Here is a 15,211-nt window from a genome sequence, read left to right as displayed (position 1 = left end):
AACTGTCTTATGGCGGGGAATGGGATCGTGCGGCACCCGCAGGATATGGTTTTGCTCTTGAAGGCGGCGGGGGAGGTTACCCGGCTGCGCCTGTTGGCCCTGTTGGCGCAGGGTGAATTGAGCGTCAAGGACTTCACGGAAATTCTGGGCCAAAGCCAACCGCGAATCTCGCGCCACCTGAAACTGTTGGCGGATGCGGGGTTGGTGACGCGACACGCCGAGGGGGCCTGGGCTTATTATCGGCTCTATCGCGAGCCGGCCAGCGATGGGCTGGTGGACTGGCTGACCGGCAATGTCGATCCGCAAGCAACCGAACTGCTGCGCGATCGGGAAAAGCTGGCGGCGTTGCGCCAGGCGCACCGTGATCGTGCCGCAGATTATTTTGCGACCATCGCACAGAGCTGGGACAAGCTGCGCAATCTGCACGTCGCCGACGAGGCGGTCGAAGCGGCGATTATCGATGCGATCGGCTCAGAGCTGGTGGGGCAGTTTCTCGATCTTGGTACCGGTACCGGGCGTATGCTCGAATTGCTGGCCGGCCATTATGAGAATGGCATTGGCCTTGATTCCAGCCGGGAGATGCTGGCGGTTGCCCGCGCGAAGCTGGACGAAGGCGAGGTCGCGCATGCGCAGGTGCGGCTGGGTGATATCACCGATCTGGGTGACTATCGCGGGCAGGCCGATCTGGTGATGTTGCACCAGGTTCTCCATTATTTTGACGACCCGGGGGTCGTCCTCGGCCATGCCGCAGCGTGTTTGCGGGCCGATGGGCGTATGCTGATCGTCGATTTTGCGCCGCATGATCATGAATTCCTGCGGACGGAACAAGCACATCGGCGTTTGGGCTTGTCCGATCAGCAGGTGGAAATGTGGGCACGGGCGAGCGGATTGAACGCAGTCTGTCGCCAGAAATTCCCCTCGGCAAAAGAGGGTGGTCTCACCGTTTGTCTATGGGTCCTCGAACCCGCTGAACTAAGAAATGTAAAAGGAGTTTGATGGTGGTGTCTGCGACGGCCGAGAGCCGGACGAGCCCGCGAACGGGACGATCCGATGTTGCGGTGAGCTTTGAGTTTTTCCCCCCCAAGACCGACGCGATGGAAGAGCGGTTCTGGGACAGCCTGTCGCAACTGGCTCCGTTGCAGCCGCGGTTTGTGTCCGTGACCTATGGGGCGGGCGGATCGACGCGCGAGCGCACCTTGCGGATGGTCTCGCGCATCACCAGCGAAACCGGGGTTCCCGCCGCCGCGCATCTGACTTGTGTGGGTGCGTCGCGCGATGATGTCGATGCCGTGGTGCGCGGCTATGCCGATGCGGGCGTCACGCGCATTGTTGCGCTTCGGGGCGATCCGCCGGAAGGGGTGGGGCATCCGTTCACGCCACATCCTGAGGGCTATATCAACGCGGCTGATCTGGTCGCGGGGATTCGCAAGCTCGGCGATTTCGATATTTCGGTTGCGGCCTATCCCGAAAAGCATCCCAACAGCGCCGACTGGGATGATGAGATAGACAATCTCAAGCGCAAGCTCGACGCGGGTGCGGATCGCGCCATTACCCAGATGTTTTTCGATAACGATGATTACTGGCGCTTCATTGAACTTGCACGAAAGGCCGGTATCGACGCTCCCATCGTACCCGGAATTCAGCCCATCCACAGTTTTGGGCAGATATCAAATTTTGCGCAGCGGTGCGGCGCGTCCATCCCGGACTGGTTGGCAAAGAAGTTCGAAGGTCTGGAAAATGATCCGGAGACTCACGCAAAGGTGGCGCTCGATGTCGCCGGGGAGCAGGTCAGGCAGTTGCTCGATTCAGGCGTGAGGGAGTTCCATTTCTATACCCTCAACCGCTCGCACCTGGTGCTGGAGTTGACGCGGCTTCTCGATATCGAGGTCAGCGCATAACGCAGGCACATGGGCTGTCGATGGCAAGGATGTGATCGTTGGTCGCGTCCTTCAGTCCCCGTTCACCAAACTGCTGCCATTTTCGCGGGCAAAGAGGGTGGCTGTGCGGGGGCACATTGGCCGCCATGGCCGAACGGAATGCGAAAATGATGTTCTCCAGACCCATCGTATCGGGAGCGATGCTCGTGCTGCTGATCGCCGTAGTTGGTGGCGCTGCGTGGCAAGGGCGCGACGAAATACCCGATGCCCGGATAGCTGACGTTGCCGACCCGGCACCGGCTTCTGCCGACGAAGTGGTTGAACAGCCCGCGACGGCCCCGGAGCGTGTGGTCGATGCAGCCGGGTTTCCGGCTGTCGCGGCAATACAGGATGCGGAAAACGAGACGCAGGAACCTTCTCCCATCGTCACCGTTAATGGCCGACCCCTGGGGGCGGAGGAAGCTTCCGAGCCCACAATTCCGGCACCCGATAAGCTGGACGAGGCAATACCAGACAATGGCATCGCTCAGAGCGAGGTCAAAACCGAAGTGGCGGTTGCGGCACCGCCTTTGCCCAAACCACGCCCAGAGGGACTTGCGGTGCGGACCGCTGCGCCCGCGATCGATTATGACGCGATAGCGGAAGCCGCTTACGGCGGAGAGACAGGCGACTATTTGATTGCGCCGCCTGAGCCGGATGTCCTGGCCCCGATGGCGGGTGTCTATGACTATGATCGGACAGAGGGCGCCGTGCCGCATGACGACGAATTGGTGGGAGTCGTCGGGCCCAATGGAGAGGTGATCTGGGTTTATGAGGAGCAGGTTCCGGCTTTGAACAGCCGAGTTACCGTCCAGAGGCAACAACCGGCCAACCCGTTCGGCTTCATCTACGAATAAGTCGCAGTCGCCGCTTTCTGAAAACACGGGTATCGTGGTGCGCAGCGTGTCGTGGCTACCCGACAACGCGGCTGGGCAGGCGAAGAACGGGAATAGACTATGTCGATCTGGCAAAGAATTGCTGCGTTTTTGGGCTCGTTCTCGGAAGGGACGGGGCTTGCTGGCGGCCTGGCTGCCATTTTCGATCCCGACAATTGGCTCAAGCGGGAACGTGAGACGGCTTTCACCATGTCGATCATCGCGCTTGCGGCCAAGATGGCCGTTGCAGATGGGGTAGTGAGTCGGCGTGAAGTGATCACGTTCCACAAGCTCGTCGATATTCCCGAAGGCGCCGATGTGCATGTGGATCGGTTCTTTGCCCTTGCGCAGCAGGATATTGCGGGGTTCGACAGCTACGCGAAAAAGGTGCGCAAACTGTTCGCCGACAGCCCGGCCACGCTGGAGCACGTGCTCGACGCCTTGTTCGAGATCGCGACTTCCGATGGTTTTGTTCACGATGATGAACTGGCCTATCTGATGGCGGTGAGCGATATCTTCGGCTTCGATGCCGTGCGGTTTGAGCAGATTGCGTCCCAGCATGTGTTGCTGCCGAGCGGGCAGCGCGATCCTTATGCGGTGCTGGGACTCGCACCTGATGCGACAGACGATGAATTGCGCCGTACCTATCGGCGTCTGGTGGCCGAGCATCACCCGGATCGGATGATCGCCAAGGGGGTGCCGGACGAGTTGATGGGGCTGGCGTCTGCCAAGATGGCCGCGATCAACGTCGCGTATCGCGACGTGACCCGAATTCGCCAACCGCGTCCAATGCTCATTCCCAGCGAAGCGACTTGACCGACCTGCCATGCGCACCCTACATCAGCCCGTCACCAGTTGGCCGGGCGGCCGCCGCGTGTTGAGCGTGGAGGAAAGTCCGGGCTCCATGAAAACACGGTGCCGGGTAACGCCCGGCGGGGGCGACCCCAGGGAAAGTGCCACAGAAAGCAAACCGCCCCGGTTCTGTCCGGGGTAAGGGTGAAAGGGTGCGGTAAGAGCGCACCGGGGGCCTGGCAACAGGCGTCGCACGGTAAACCCCACCGGGAGCAAGACCGAATAGGGACGACGGGAGTTTCGGCTCCAGCCGCGTTTTCACGGCCGGTCGTCCGGGTTGGTTGCACGAGGCGTCTGGCAACAGGCGTCCCAGATGAATGGTCGCCACGTCTGTCTCGCAAGAGGCAGGCCTTACAGAACCCGGCTTACAGGCCGACTGGTGTCGTTTTTCTTTCCTAACAGGTTTGGGAAACAGAATCTTAAAGACTGGGATGCAATGTGGCTCGAAGTGGAGCATTCCCACACACTTTAAGAACAGTTCCAGCCGGCCGGACGGCTGGCAAAGGGAGCGCCGGGCGCGGGTATCCAAACAGATGGGTGAGCCAGAAACCTTGCATGAACCTGTGCTGCTGGAAGAAGTGCTGGAGGCACTGGAGCCGCTGGGGCACGCGTGCATCGTTGATGGGACGTTCGGTGCGGGCGGATATTCGCGCGCCCTTCTGAAGCGGGGTGCGCGTGTTCTTGCCATCGACCGCGACCCGACTGTCATGCCGTTCGTCGAGGGTTTGAGAGCGGAGTTCCCGGATCGAATCGACTTTTCAGCCGGATCGTTTTCGCAGCTGGAAACGCTTGTCGGGGAGCGCGATGTGGACGGGGTGGTGCTCGATATCGGGGTCAGCTCCATGCAACTCGACCAGGCAGAGCGCGGGTTTTCGTTCATGCGCCCGGGGCCGCTGGATATGCGGATGAGCCGGGACGGCACCAGTGCCGCCGATCTTGTCAATGCGTTGTCGGAAACCGATCTGGCCAATCTGATCTTTGCATATGGCGAAGAGCGGGCGTCGCGTCGAATCGCGCGGGCCATCGTTGCGGCTCGGGACGTTGCGCCGATTGCCGATACGCTGGAATTGGCCGGGGTGATCGAAAAGACCATCGGTCGCCGTCCGGGCGGGCCGCACCCGGCGACCCGAACCTTCCAGGCGCTGCGCATCGCTGTTAACAGCGAGTTCGATGAGTTGGTCTCTGCGCTGTTTGCAGCCGAGCGGCTGTTGCCTGAGGGCGGGCGACTGGCGGTGGTAACGTTCCATTCGCTTGAAGATCGAATCGTCAAACGGTTTTTCGACCAGTCCAAGACGTCGGCACCGCAGTCGCGGCATCTGCCGCAAACGGAGCCGGAGGAAAAGCGCTGGGTGCCGGTACGCAAGTCCGTCAAGGCGAGCAAGGCGGAACTGGATCGCAATCCGCGCGCCCGGTCCGCGACATTGCGCAGCGGCGTGCGGGCATCCGCCCCGGCACGTCCGATGCAAACTACGGGTCTCGGGGTCCCCGGCTTTCGGCAGGGTGCGCTATGATCCGGTTCGTGCATCGCCTCAATATCGTTCTTGCCATCGTCGCGGTGATCGCGGTGGTGGCGGTCTATTCGCAAAAGCATGTGGCGGAACTGACCGCCGATGAGATCGTGCGCATCGAGCGGGCCATGGCGCGTCAGCAGGCCGATTTGTCGATCCTCAAGGCCGACTGGGCGTATCTCAATCAACCCACTCATATCCAGCCCATCGTCGATCGGCACAACGAGGTGCTCAATCTGCAAGTGGCCAAGGTCGCGCAGTTCGGGAACTTTGCCGACCTGCCCATGCGTCCGCAGCAACGCCTTGATACCGATGCTCTCGATGCGCTGTTTGAAACCATCGAAGCGGGCGAAGACCCGATCGGCTCGTTGCTGGAGGACTTGCTGTGAGCGCTATCATCCATGATCAGGGGACGATCGCAATCGATGGCGCCCGCAAGGCGCGCGGCAATCTCACCGGAGCCCGGATCCGGTGGGCGATGGTCTTTGTGCTGCTGGTCTTTTCGGTCATGGGGGCACGACTTATCTGGCTGGGCAATGTCGTGGTGGACACCACCATCGAAGGACAGGCGCGCGATGCGATCATGGCGTCGCGGCCCGCTATCCTCGACCGCAACGGACTGGAAATGGCGGTCGATATCCGCGTGCCGTCGCTGTTTGCGGAGCCGCGTCGGATCATCGATGTAGACGAAGCGGCGGATGCCATTCTCACCGTTCTGCCCAATCTCGACAGCACCTGGCTGCGGCAGCGCCTGACCGGGGATCGGGGATTTGTGTGGGTGTCGCGGGAACTGACTCCGGCCCAGCAGGAACGCATCATGCGACTGGGTATTCCCGGGCTCGATTTCCTTGAGGAGAGCAAGCGGTTTTATCCGGGGGGCGCGGTCGCCTCGCACATTCTGGGCGCGGTCAATATCGACAATGTCGGCATCGCAGGCGTGGAAAAGCATCTCGATGACGACAATCTCGCTCTGCTTCAGGATCTTGGTCTGGCGCGCGATAGCGCGTTGACGCCGGTGAACCTGTCCATCGATCTGCGCGTGCAGCACATCCTGCACGATGAACTGCTCGATTCCCTCGAACGCTATCAGGCGATCGCGGCGGCTGGAGCGATCATGGACGTCAACACAGGCGAAGTCATCGCGCTGGCCTCGCTGCCCGATTTCGATCCCAACGTGCCGGCGGGCATGTTGCAGGAGGGGCACTTCAACCGGATCACCGCCGCCAAGTTCGAGGTCGGATCGATCTTCAAGACGATCACCTTCGCCGGAGCGCTCGATAGCGGCGCGGTGCGGATCACCGACGATATCGATGCGCGCTTCGGCGTGCGGTTCGGGCGCTACACCATCAGTGACTTTCACGGGAAATACCGCATTCTGTCGGTGCCCGAGGTCTATCAATATTCGTCCAACATCGGGACGATCAAGATGATGCAGGCGATGGGCAAGGACAATTTCCGGGCCTTTCTCACCCGTATGGGACTTGAAGGAGCGCCGGTGATCGAACTGCCCGAAGTCACCCGTTCGGCGATCCCGGCAACATTTTCCGAAGTGGGCGCGGCGACGGCCTCGTTCGGCCACGGGCTTAGCATAACGCCCATGCATATGCTTACGGCGATGAGTGCGCTGGTCAATGGCGGCAGGCTGATGGATGCGACGCTGTTTCCGCGCACCGAGGCGGAAGCAAGAGCGGTGTCCACTCAAGTGGTTTCCGAGCAGACCAGCGCCTATATCCGCTATCTGATGCGGCACAACGCCATCTCGGGATCGGGCAGCCGGGCCAATGCGATTGCCAAGGGCTATCGCTGGGGCGGCAAGACCGGGACCGCCGAAAAGGTCATTGATGGCCGCTATTCCAGCGCCAAGAGTCTTGCCCTGTTTGCGTCGGCTTTCCCACTGGACGATCCGCAATATGCCTTGATCGTTCTGGTGGATGAGCCCAAGCCCGAGAATGAAACCTCTGGGCGGACCGCTGGCTGGAACGCGGGGGAAATGTCGGGCCGGATCGTGACGCGCATCGCGCCGATGCTGGGCGTTCAGCCCAATCTGGATCCCATGCTGGACACGCAGCTGGTTCCTGCACAATTGCGGGCGGGAATGCTTTAGGGTCGAAATACAATTATTTCGCGCTCACGATGCGGGCGTGCAAACAAGGATTGACACGGTTGCGGTACTGGCTTGCTGAAGTTCTCGACGGTGTGGACGGCGCGTCCGAGGTGCCCGCCCTGGAGATAAAGGGGCTCAATGCGGACAGCCGGCTGATCGGCGAGGGCGAGGTGTTTTTCGCTCTTCCAGGCGCGCAGGGCCATGGCATCGCCTATGCCTATGAGGCGCTGGGCCGGGGAGCCTGTGCGATCGTCACCGATGTCGCTCCTCAGGATGATCCGGGTGTTCCCGTGATCGAAGTGTCCGATGTGCGGGCAGCCTATGCCGTGGCGGCCTCCCGGGTGTGCGGGCCGCAACCGCAATTTTGCGTCGCCGTTACCGGCACCAATGGCAAGACTTCGGTGGTCTCGTTCCTGCGCCAGATCTGGGCGACGGTCGGTATCCGGGGCGCGAGCCTTGGGACTCTTGGGCTGACGGTGGGGGAGACCCACATTCCCGGCGAGTTGACGACGCCCGACACGCTTTCGCTGCATAAGACGCTGGCGCGGCTCAAGGCCGAGGGCGTCGAGCATGTGGCGCTGGAAGCATCAAGCCACGGACTGCATCAAAGACGGCTCGACGGGGTAAAGTTCACCGCGGTGGCCTTCACAAACCTCAGCCGCGACCATCTCGATTATCACGAAACTATCGAAGCCTATCGCGACGCCAAGCTGCGGCTGTTCAGGGAGTTGATCGACTCTGATGGGACGGCAGTGATCGACTCGTCGAGCGAGGAAGGCCTCCCCTTCATGTTTGCCGCGCTCGATCGGGGCGCGACGGTGTTTACCGTGGGCGAGGGCGGTGCCCATATCGACATCGAAAGCGTGACGAGCGAGGGGTTCGGACAACGGGTGAAGGGCAAGCTGGTGGGCGAGCCGTTCGAATTCCTGCTGCCACTTGTCGGACGCTTCCAGGTGGAAAACGCCGTTGTCGCCGCCGGGCTGGCCATGGCCACCGGCGTCGAGAACCGGGCAGCGCTTGCGGCGCTGGAGACGATTGAGGGCGCGAAGGGACGGCTGGAGAAAGTCGCCGAACGGGGCAGTTCTGCAGTGTTCGTGGACTATGCCCATACGCCCGACGCCCTGGAAAATGCGCTGGAGTCGTTGCGTCCGTTTGCGGGCGGGCGGCTGATCGTGGTGTTTGGCTGCGGTGGAGACCGTGATCCGGGCAAGCGTCCGCAAATGGGCGCGGTGGCCGAGCGGCTGGCCGATCTGGTGATCGTCACCGACGACAATCCCCGCACTGAGGACGCTGCATCGATCCGGGCGCAGATATTGGCAGCTGCGCCGGAGGCCACCGAGATCGGCGACCGGGCCGAGGCCATCGGCCATGCAATTGCCGGAATGGGCGCAGAGGACGTCGTGCTCGTCGCGGGCAAGGGCCATGAGGATTACCAGATCGTGGGCACGACCAAGCACCATTTTTCCGACCACGAGGTCGTCCGCGCGGCCTTTGGAGACTAAGGTTTGACTACGTTTTTTTCGATCACGGATATTATCGCCGCCACCGGGGGCGAAGCGCGCAACATCAGCGCGGAGACCGTGACGTCGATTTCCATCGATTCCCGGGAGATCGACGCGGGCGGGCTGTTCGTGGCGATCCGTGGTGACAGCTTCGATGGGCACGATTTTGCCGACAAGGCGGTTGCGGCGGGGGCGGTTGCGGCGCTGGTCAGCCGGCAACGTGCGGACGGGCTTTCGGGATTGCCGCTTATCGTGGTCGAGGATGCGCTGGAGGGGCTGTATCAACTGGCGCGGTTCTCCCGTGAGCGTTCGAAAGCCCGCATTGTAGCGGTGACCGGAAGCGTGGGGAAAACCTCGACCAAGGAAGCGATCCGGGTGGCGCTGGAGCCGAGCGGAAAGACCCACGCGTCGATCAGGAGTTTCAACAATCACTGGGGCGTGCCGCTGATGCTGGCGCGCATGCCGCAGGATGCGCAGTTCGGCGTGTTCGAGATCGGGATGAACCATGCCGGGGAGATTACCCCGCTGTCGCAATTGGTCCGGCCGCATGTGGCGGTGGTGACCACCGTTGCGCCGGCGCATCTGGAGTTTTTTCCCTCCGTTGAGGCGATCGCGGATGCGAAAGCGGAAATTTTCGCAGGGGTGGAGCCGGGGGGATTGGCTGTGCTGGGCGGAGATCATCCCTACGCGGGGCGGTTGGTGAAAGCGGCAAAGGAAGCGGGGCTTTCGACGCTGACCTATGGCTTTGAGCCCGCGGATATGACGATTGTCGAATATCAGGCGACGCCGGAGGGTGGGGCAGGCCGGATCGCGGGCGACGGGATCGATCTGCCGATTGAGATTGCGACCGCGGGGCGGCATATGCTGGCAAATGCGGTTGCGGCGGTGCTGGTGGCGCGGGCTGTCGGGGCCGATATGGACAAGGCTCTGGCGGCGCTTGCGGCGCATGGCGCTCCAGAAGGGCGCGGGGCGGCGTATGAACTCGGAGACGCAGAAAACCCTGTGCGTCTGATCGATGAAAGCTACAATGCCAATCCGGTTTCCATGGAAGCAGCGCTCGATGTGTTTGCGCAGAGCGAGACGGGCGGAAGGCGGGTGCTGGTGCTTGCCGACATGCTGGAATTGGGCGCGGAGGCGGATGCCTATCACGCGAAACTGGCTCCGGCAGTAATAGCGGCGCGACCCGACGCGGTGTTTCTGGTCGGTCCGCACATGGCGGCGCTGGCGGCAGAGCTGCCGGTTGCGCTTGTTGCGGAGCAAGCACAAACTGTCGAGGATATTGCGGACAATTTTCTGCAAACGCTTGCCCCCGGCGACTCAGTTATGCTCAAGGGATCGAACGGATTGAGGCTGGGCACGCTGGTGGCCCGGATACGCGATCGCTTCGGCGCGCAAAACTAAAGGCACAGACCCAGGCCCATGCTCTATTACCTGCAACAGTTCGCAGACGCTTTTCCCGTCTTCAACGTCTTCCGCTACCTCTCGTTCAGGACCGGCGGCGCGATCATCACCGCGTTGTTTTTTGTGTTCCTGTTCGGGCCGGGAATGGTCAACTCGCTGCGGGTGCGGCAGGGCAAGGGCCAGCCGATCCGCGAGGACGGACCGCAAAGCCATCTGCTGACCAAAAAGGGCAAGCCCACCATGGGCGGGCTGATGATCCTTTCTGGCGCGCTGGTCTCGATCCTGTTGTGGGCCGACCTGTCCAATGTTTATGTGTGGGCCGTGTTGCTGGTGACCACCGGGTTCGGGCTGGTTGGGTTCTATGACGACTATCTCAAGGTCAAGCATCAGAACCATAAGGGTTTTGGCGGAAAGGCCAGGCTGACCATCGAGACGGTGATCGCCGTGATCGCCTGTGTGATGATTGCCAGCCAGGCACCGGAAGGCTACGGCACCGCGCTGCTGCTGCCCTTCGTCAAGGATCTGGCGCTCAATCTGGGGCTGTTCTTCTTTGTGTTTGCGGCCTTTGTGATCGTGGGCGCAGGCAATGCCGTGAACCTCACCGATGGGCTCGACGGGCTGGCCATCGTGCCGGTGATGATCGCGGCGGCGGCGTTCGGGCTGATTGCCTATCTGGTCGGCAACCAGGTGTATTCCGACTATCTGTTCCTCAACTTCGTGCCCGGAACCGGGGAGTTGTCGATCATCTGTGGTGCCCTGATCGGGGCCGGGCTTGGGTTCCTGTGGTTCAATGCTCCACCGGCGCAGATCATCATGGGCGATACCGGCTCGCTGTCTCTGGGCGGCGCGCTGGGCACCATTGCGGTGGCGACCAAGCACGAACTGGTGATGGCCATCGTCGGCGGGCTGTTCGTACTCGAAGCGGTCAGTGTCATCGTGCAGGTGGTCTCCTTCCGCCTGACCGGGAAACGCGTCTTCAAGATGGCTCCGATCCATCACCATTTCGAGCATCTGGGCTGGACCGAAAGCCAGATCGTGATCCGCTTCTGGATCATCGCTATGGTGCTGGCGCTGATCGGATTGAGTTCGCTGAAACTTCGGTAAGGTTCATTGTTTCGTCTCACGGCGCGCCTATGCCCTCCGCTGCGCCTCCGATGGGGCGGCGAAAACGTTCGCCGGGGTCGTCGTTGCGTCCGTCTGTTCGTGGCATCTTCTGATTCAACACGCGCAAAAGCGGCCGACAGCCATGGGCTTCGGGGCTGGGTCGGATGAACGGCATGGGGCGATGAACGCTCCGCACGATTTTTGTTTAGTATGAAGCGATCATCGCCCCACGCGTCCGAGATTTTGGGCCTGGTCGTCCACTGAGGCTGGGGCCAATCCCCGCCGGGTTTCCCCGGTTCACCCGCGGTCGTGCCGTGGGCTGGCACTCGGAACGTTTCTGCCTTCGCTGACGCGACCGCCAACGAACCCGAACCGACCCTGCCCAAACGTTCGTTGCGCTTGCGTCCATGTAAGCGGGGTCGTGAGGGAGAGTATGGGGGCGATTTGGGGCGCGGGGATAAGTGGGGCAGCGGTGGGTATGGAGTTGCTGGCGCTGCCGGTTACTGGATCCCGGATCAAGTCCGGGATGACGGGGGTGGATGGGGGGAACTGCGGACTTTACCCCAGCGTGTCATCCCGGGCGAAGACCCGGGATCCAGTATTCGCCAGGGGTGGGAATGAAGGCAGGCACTGCGAGGAGCGCTGAAGTTCAGCGCGCGCGGCGGTGAGCGAGGATGCTCAGCGCTCCCTCATCCGACTGCTTCTCGGCCACCTTCCCCCTCAGGAGAGAAGGGAAGTGCGGCGGCTCTACCGGTTACTGGATCCGGATCAGGTCCGGGATGACGTGGGGTGTGGGGGAGCGCCGGGGATAGCGAGGATGGGGAAAAATGGGGCTCAGGCTGTATGGTTGCGAAATGGTAACCAATGGGGTGGTAATTTTGCATTCTGCAACGTCGGCGTCGGGGTGAACTTTCGAGGGCGATGGCGCGGTGTCGGGTGGAAAAACCCGATGTGATGATCTGGCCGCGTATCGGAGTGCCGTCCCTTGACTGCTATTTCAGCCTGGTTTTCCCGAGAACGAAAGACCCCGCTCGCCGAGTGGTGGTGGACCGTTGATCGCGAGTTGATGTTTGCGCTGATCGCGCTGATGGGATTCGGCGTGTTGCTCAGCTTTGCGGCAAGCCCGCCGGTGGCCGAGCGGATCGGGCTGGGGCCGTGGCACTTTACGCAGCGCCATGTGCTGTTCTGCATTCCGGCGCTGGGCGTGATGTTTGCGGCCTCGATGCTCAATGCGCGCTGGACGCGGGTGGTGGCGCTGGTGACGCTGGTGGGGGGGATTGCCCTGCTGGCCATGACGCTGCGCTACGGGGTCGAGGTCAAGGGGGCGAGGCGCTGGATTTCGTTTCTCGGGCAGTCGCTGCAACCGTCGGAATTCGTCAAACCCGCCTATGCGATCATTGCCGCCTGGCTGATTTCCGAGAAGATGAAGCGCAAGGACGTGCCGGGGCAAATTCTGGCGATGCTGACGACGGGGCTGATCGTTGGGCTGTTGTTGCTGCAACCGGACGTGGGGCAGACGGCTTTGATGGTGGCGACCTATGGGGCGCTGCTGTTTTTGTCGGGGATTTCCTGGTGGGTGATCGGGACGCTGGGGGCGGGGGCGGTCGGGCTGATCGGGCTGGCCTATCTGGTGTTTCCGCACGTGGCGCGCCGGATCGACGCGTTCATCAACCCGGAAACCGGAGACAACTATCAGGCCGAACGCGCACTGGAATCGCTATTGGAAGGCGGGTGGTTCGGGATGGGGCCGGGCGAAGGCATCGCGCGCCGCTACCTGCCGGACGCCCATGCTGACTTTGTATTTGCCGCCGGGGCGAGCGAGTTCGGGATCGTTTTTTGCCTGATGCTGGTCTGCCTTATCGCGTTTATCGTGGTGCGGGCGCTGAATCTGGCGCTAGGACAGCAGAACCTGTTCAACCGGCTGGCTGCCAGCGCGCTGGCCGTGCAGTTCGCCGTGCAGTCGGCGATCAACCTCACGGTTAATCTCAATCTCATGCCCCCAAAAGGGATGACGCTGCCTTTTGTTTCGTATGGCGGCACATCGATGATTGCGATTGCGCTGGGCATGGGACTATTGCTGGCCCTGACGCGTCGCAAGCCGGAAGAAACCTTTGCCACCGGCCTGCCGATCCGCAGCGCCCTGCAGAACGGATAGACATGAGCACTTTCGCATTGATGGCGGGGGGGACCGGGGGGCATCTGTTTCCAGCCATGGCCCTGGCAGAGGAACTGCGCCGGCGCGGGCATGATATCCACCTTCTGACCGATGAACGGGTAACCGGATACGGCGCGGAGTTTCCGGCTACAGCGGTGCATGTGATTCCCGCAGCTACGCCGTCGATTCGCAATCCGGTGCGGTTCGCCAAGGCCGGGTTCACGATTTTGGGCGGGGTGAGCACGGCGATGGGCGTGTTGCGGCGTATCCGGCCCGACGCTGTTGTCGGGTTTGGCGGCTATCCGTGCTTTCCGCCGTTTCTCGCCGCGGCGCTGCTGCGGATTCCGGGAATTCTGCATGAACAGAACGCGGTGATGGGGCGCGCCAATCGGGCGCTGGCCCGGTTTGCGCGGGTGTTGGCCTTGAGCTTTCCCCAAACCGCTTATGCAGACCGGTTTCGGCTGGAAAAGGTGGTGACCGGTAACCCGGTGCGCGATCGGGTGCGCGAGGTGGCCGGGGCGCCGTATCCGGCGCTGGAACCGGACGGGCCGATCAACATTCTGGTGTTCGGCGGCAGCCAGGGCGCCAAGGCTTTTTCCGACATAGTGCCAGCGGCGATGGCGCTACTCGATGAGCCGTTGCGGCGGCGGATCAATATCACGCAGCAATGCCGGCAGGAGGACCTCGACCGGGTGGCCGATGCGTATCGCGGGGCGCGGATCAACGTGGAACTGGCGGCGTTTTTTGCTGATTTGCCCGAACGGATTGCGAAGAGCCATCTGGTGATCGGGCGGGCGGGGGCGTCGACGGTTGCCGAACTTGGGGTTCTGGGCCGGCCTGCCATTCTGGTGCCGCTGCCCGGATCGCTCGATCAGGACCAGAAGGCCAATGCGCTGGTGATGGAAAAGGCAGGGGGGGCCTGGGTGGCGGATCAGGCCACGCTTTCACCGCAATCTCTTGCCACGCAACTTCACGAACTCTTGAATGCTCCGGATCGTCTTGCCCGGGCGGCTGATGCAGCCCGCTCGGCGGGCATTGCCAATGCCGTGGAACGGCTGGCCGATCTCGTCGAGCGAACCGCCAAAGGACACTCATGAACACCAAGATGCCTCAGGATATCGGTCCGGTGCACTTTATCGGCATTGGCGGAATCGGGATGAGCGGAATTGCGGAAGTGCTGTACACGCAAGGCTATAGCGTGCGCGGGTCCGACGCGGCGATGAACGCCAATGTGAAGCGCCTGCAGGATATGGGCATTCCGGTGGCCATCGGGCAAACGGCCGAAAATATCGGCGATGCGGCCGTGGTGGTCGTTTCTTCGGCGATCAAGAAGGACAATCCCGAACTCAAGGCGGCGCGCAAGAAATTCCTGCCGATCGTCCGGCGGGCGGAAATGCTGGCCGAGATCATGCGGCTCAAGAACTGCATCGCTATTGGCGGCACCCACGGCAAGACGACGACCACCTCGATGGTGGCGGCGCTGCTCGATGCGGGCAATTTCGACCCGACCGTCATCAATGGCGGGATCATCAATGCCTATGGCACCAATGCCCGGCTGGGGCAGGGCGACTGGATGGTGGTGGAGGCCGATGAAAGCGATGGCACCTTCGTCAAGCTGCCCGCTGATGTGGCGGTGGTCACCAATATCGACCCGGAGCACCTCGATTATTACGGCGATTTCGACGGGGTGAAGACGGCGTTCCGCACCTTTGTCGAGAATGTGCCGTTCTACGGCTTTGCGGTGATGTGTCTCGATCACCCGACGGTGCAGGCGCTGGTCGGAGAGATCGAGGA

The 15,211-nt window shown here is 62.0% G+C and carries 13 protein-coding genes and 1 other RNA gene; all 14 read left to right on the top strand.

What is annotated here, in order from left to right; genetic code table 11:
- Nucleotides 1-9 precede the first annotated feature (9 nt).
- Nucleotides 10-996: an ArsR/SmtB family transcription factor gene (locus tag VNS12_RS07610; RefSeq protein ID WP_325487227.1), complete on the top strand. Its 987-nt coding sequence runs from the start codon at nt 10-12 to the stop codon at nt 994-996.
- A complete protein-coding gene (gene metF, locus VNS12_RS07605) occupies nt 996-1,898 on the top strand; it encodes a methylenetetrahydrofolate reductase [NAD(P)H] (protein ID WP_325487226.1) in 903 nt (300 codons plus the stop codon). Before VNS12_RS07610 ends, metF begins: the two co-directional genes overlap by 1 nt.
- Nucleotides 1,899-2,044: 146 nt before the next feature.
- Entirely contained in the window at nt 2,045-2,773 is a 729-nt protein-coding gene (locus VNS12_RS07600) for a hypothetical protein (RefSeq protein ID WP_325487225.1), read from the top strand.
- A gap of 99 nt (nt 2,774-2,872) precedes the next feature.
- Nucleotides 2,873-3,607, top strand: a complete 735-nt coding sequence (locus VNS12_RS07595) for a DnaJ family molecular chaperone (protein WP_325487224.1) — start codon at nt 2,873-2,875, stop codon at nt 3,605-3,607.
- Between the two features lie 35 nt (nt 3,608-3,642).
- Nucleotides 3,643-4,027, top strand: an RNA gene (gene rnpB, locus VNS12_RS07590) — RNase P RNA component class A.
- A 149-nt stretch (nt 4,028-4,176) separates the two neighbouring features.
- Entirely contained in the window at nt 4,177-5,154 is a 978-nt protein-coding gene (gene rsmH / locus VNS12_RS07585) for a 16S rRNA (cytosine(1402)-N(4))-methyltransferase RsmH (RefSeq protein WP_325487223.1), read from the top strand.
- Complete coding sequence (gene ftsL / locus VNS12_RS07580; protein WP_325487222.1) at nt 5,151-5,540, top strand: cell division protein FtsL; 390 nt, start codon at nt 5,151-5,153, stop codon at nt 5,538-5,540. The genes rsmH and ftsL overlap by 4 nt, the downstream gene beginning before the upstream one ends.
- Nucleotides 5,537-7,255, top strand: coding sequence for a peptidoglycan D,D-transpeptidase FtsI family protein (locus tag VNS12_RS07575; RefSeq protein WP_325487221.1), 1,719 nt, complete (start codon nt 5,537-5,539; stop codon nt 7,253-7,255). The genes ftsL and VNS12_RS07575 overlap by 4 nt, the downstream gene beginning before the upstream one ends.
- Before the next feature lie 59 nt (nt 7,256-7,314).
- On the top strand, nt 7,315-8,757 hold the full coding sequence (locus VNS12_RS07570) for a UDP-N-acetylmuramoyl-L-alanyl-D-glutamate--2,6-diaminopimelate ligase (protein ID WP_325487220.1): 1,443 nt from the start codon (nt 7,315-7,317) through the stop codon (nt 8,755-8,757).
- A 3-nt stretch (nt 8,758-8,760) separates the two neighbouring features.
- Nucleotides 8,761-10,158 carry a UDP-N-acetylmuramoyl-tripeptide--D-alanyl-D-alanine ligase gene (locus VNS12_RS07565; RefSeq protein ID WP_325487219.1) on the top strand — a complete coding sequence of 466 codons (1,398 nt, stop codon included), beginning with the start codon at nt 8,761-8,763 and terminating at the stop codon, nt 10,156-10,158.
- Between the two features lie 18 nt (nt 10,159-10,176).
- Entirely contained in the window at nt 10,177-11,262 is a 1,086-nt protein-coding gene (gene mraY, locus VNS12_RS07560) for a phospho-N-acetylmuramoyl-pentapeptide-transferase (RefSeq protein WP_325487218.1), read from the top strand.
- Nucleotides 11,263-12,247: 985 nt separating this feature from the next.
- Nucleotides 12,248-13,417, top strand: coding sequence for an FtsW/RodA/SpoVE family cell cycle protein (locus VNS12_RS07555; RefSeq protein ID WP_325487217.1), 1,170 nt, complete (start codon nt 12,248-12,250; stop codon nt 13,415-13,417).
- A gap of 2 nt (nt 13,418-13,419) precedes the next feature.
- Nucleotides 13,420-14,514 carry an undecaprenyldiphospho-muramoylpentapeptide beta-N-acetylglucosaminyltransferase gene (gene murG, locus VNS12_RS07550; RefSeq protein ID WP_325487216.1) on the top strand — a complete coding sequence of 365 codons (1,095 nt, stop codon included), beginning with the start codon at nt 13,420-13,422 and terminating at the stop codon, nt 14,512-14,514.
- Nucleotides 14,511-15,211, top strand: a 701-nt coding sequence (locus VNS12_RS07545; protein WP_325487215.1) for a Mur ligase domain-containing protein, incomplete at its 3' end; no start/stop codon positions are given. The genes murG and VNS12_RS07545, both read left to right, overlap by 4 nt.

Source organism: Pelagibacterium sp., assembly GCF_035555455.1.
Lineage (GTDB): Bacteria > Pseudomonadota > Alphaproteobacteria > Rhizobiales > Devosiaceae > Pelagibacterium.
This window is presented reverse-complemented; position numbering and strand designations above follow the sequence as displayed.

What these genes read in the sequence shown, in the direction of transcription:
- rsmH (WP_325487223.1), top strand. Translation starts at nt 4,177, where the DNA reads ATGGGTGAGCCAGAAACCTTGCATGAACCTGTGCTGCTGGAAGAAGTG.
- metF (WP_325487226.1), top strand. Translation starts at nt 996, where the DNA reads ATGGTGGTGTCTGCGACGGCCGAGAGCCGGACGAGCCCGCGAACGGGA.
- VNS12_RS07610 (WP_325487227.1), top strand. Translation starts at nt 10, where the DNA reads ATGGCGGGGAATGGGATCGTGCGGCACCCGCAGGATATGGTTTTGCTC.
- VNS12_RS07600 (WP_325487225.1), top strand. Translation starts at nt 2,045, where the DNA reads ATGATGTTCTCCAGACCCATCGTATCGGGAGCGATGCTCGTGCTGCTG.
- ftsL (WP_325487222.1), top strand. Translation starts at nt 5,151, where the DNA reads ATGATCCGGTTCGTGCATCGCCTCAATATCGTTCTTGCCATCGTCGCG.
- VNS12_RS07595 (WP_325487224.1), top strand. Translation starts at nt 2,873, where the DNA reads ATGTCGATCTGGCAAAGAATTGCTGCGTTTTTGGGCTCGTTCTCGGAA.
- murG (WP_325487216.1), top strand. Translation starts at nt 13,420, where the DNA reads ATGAGCACTTTCGCATTGATGGCGGGGGGGACCGGGGGGCATCTGTTT.
- mraY (WP_325487218.1), top strand. Translation starts at nt 10,177, where the DNA reads ATGCTCTATTACCTGCAACAGTTCGCAGACGCTTTTCCCGTCTTCAAC.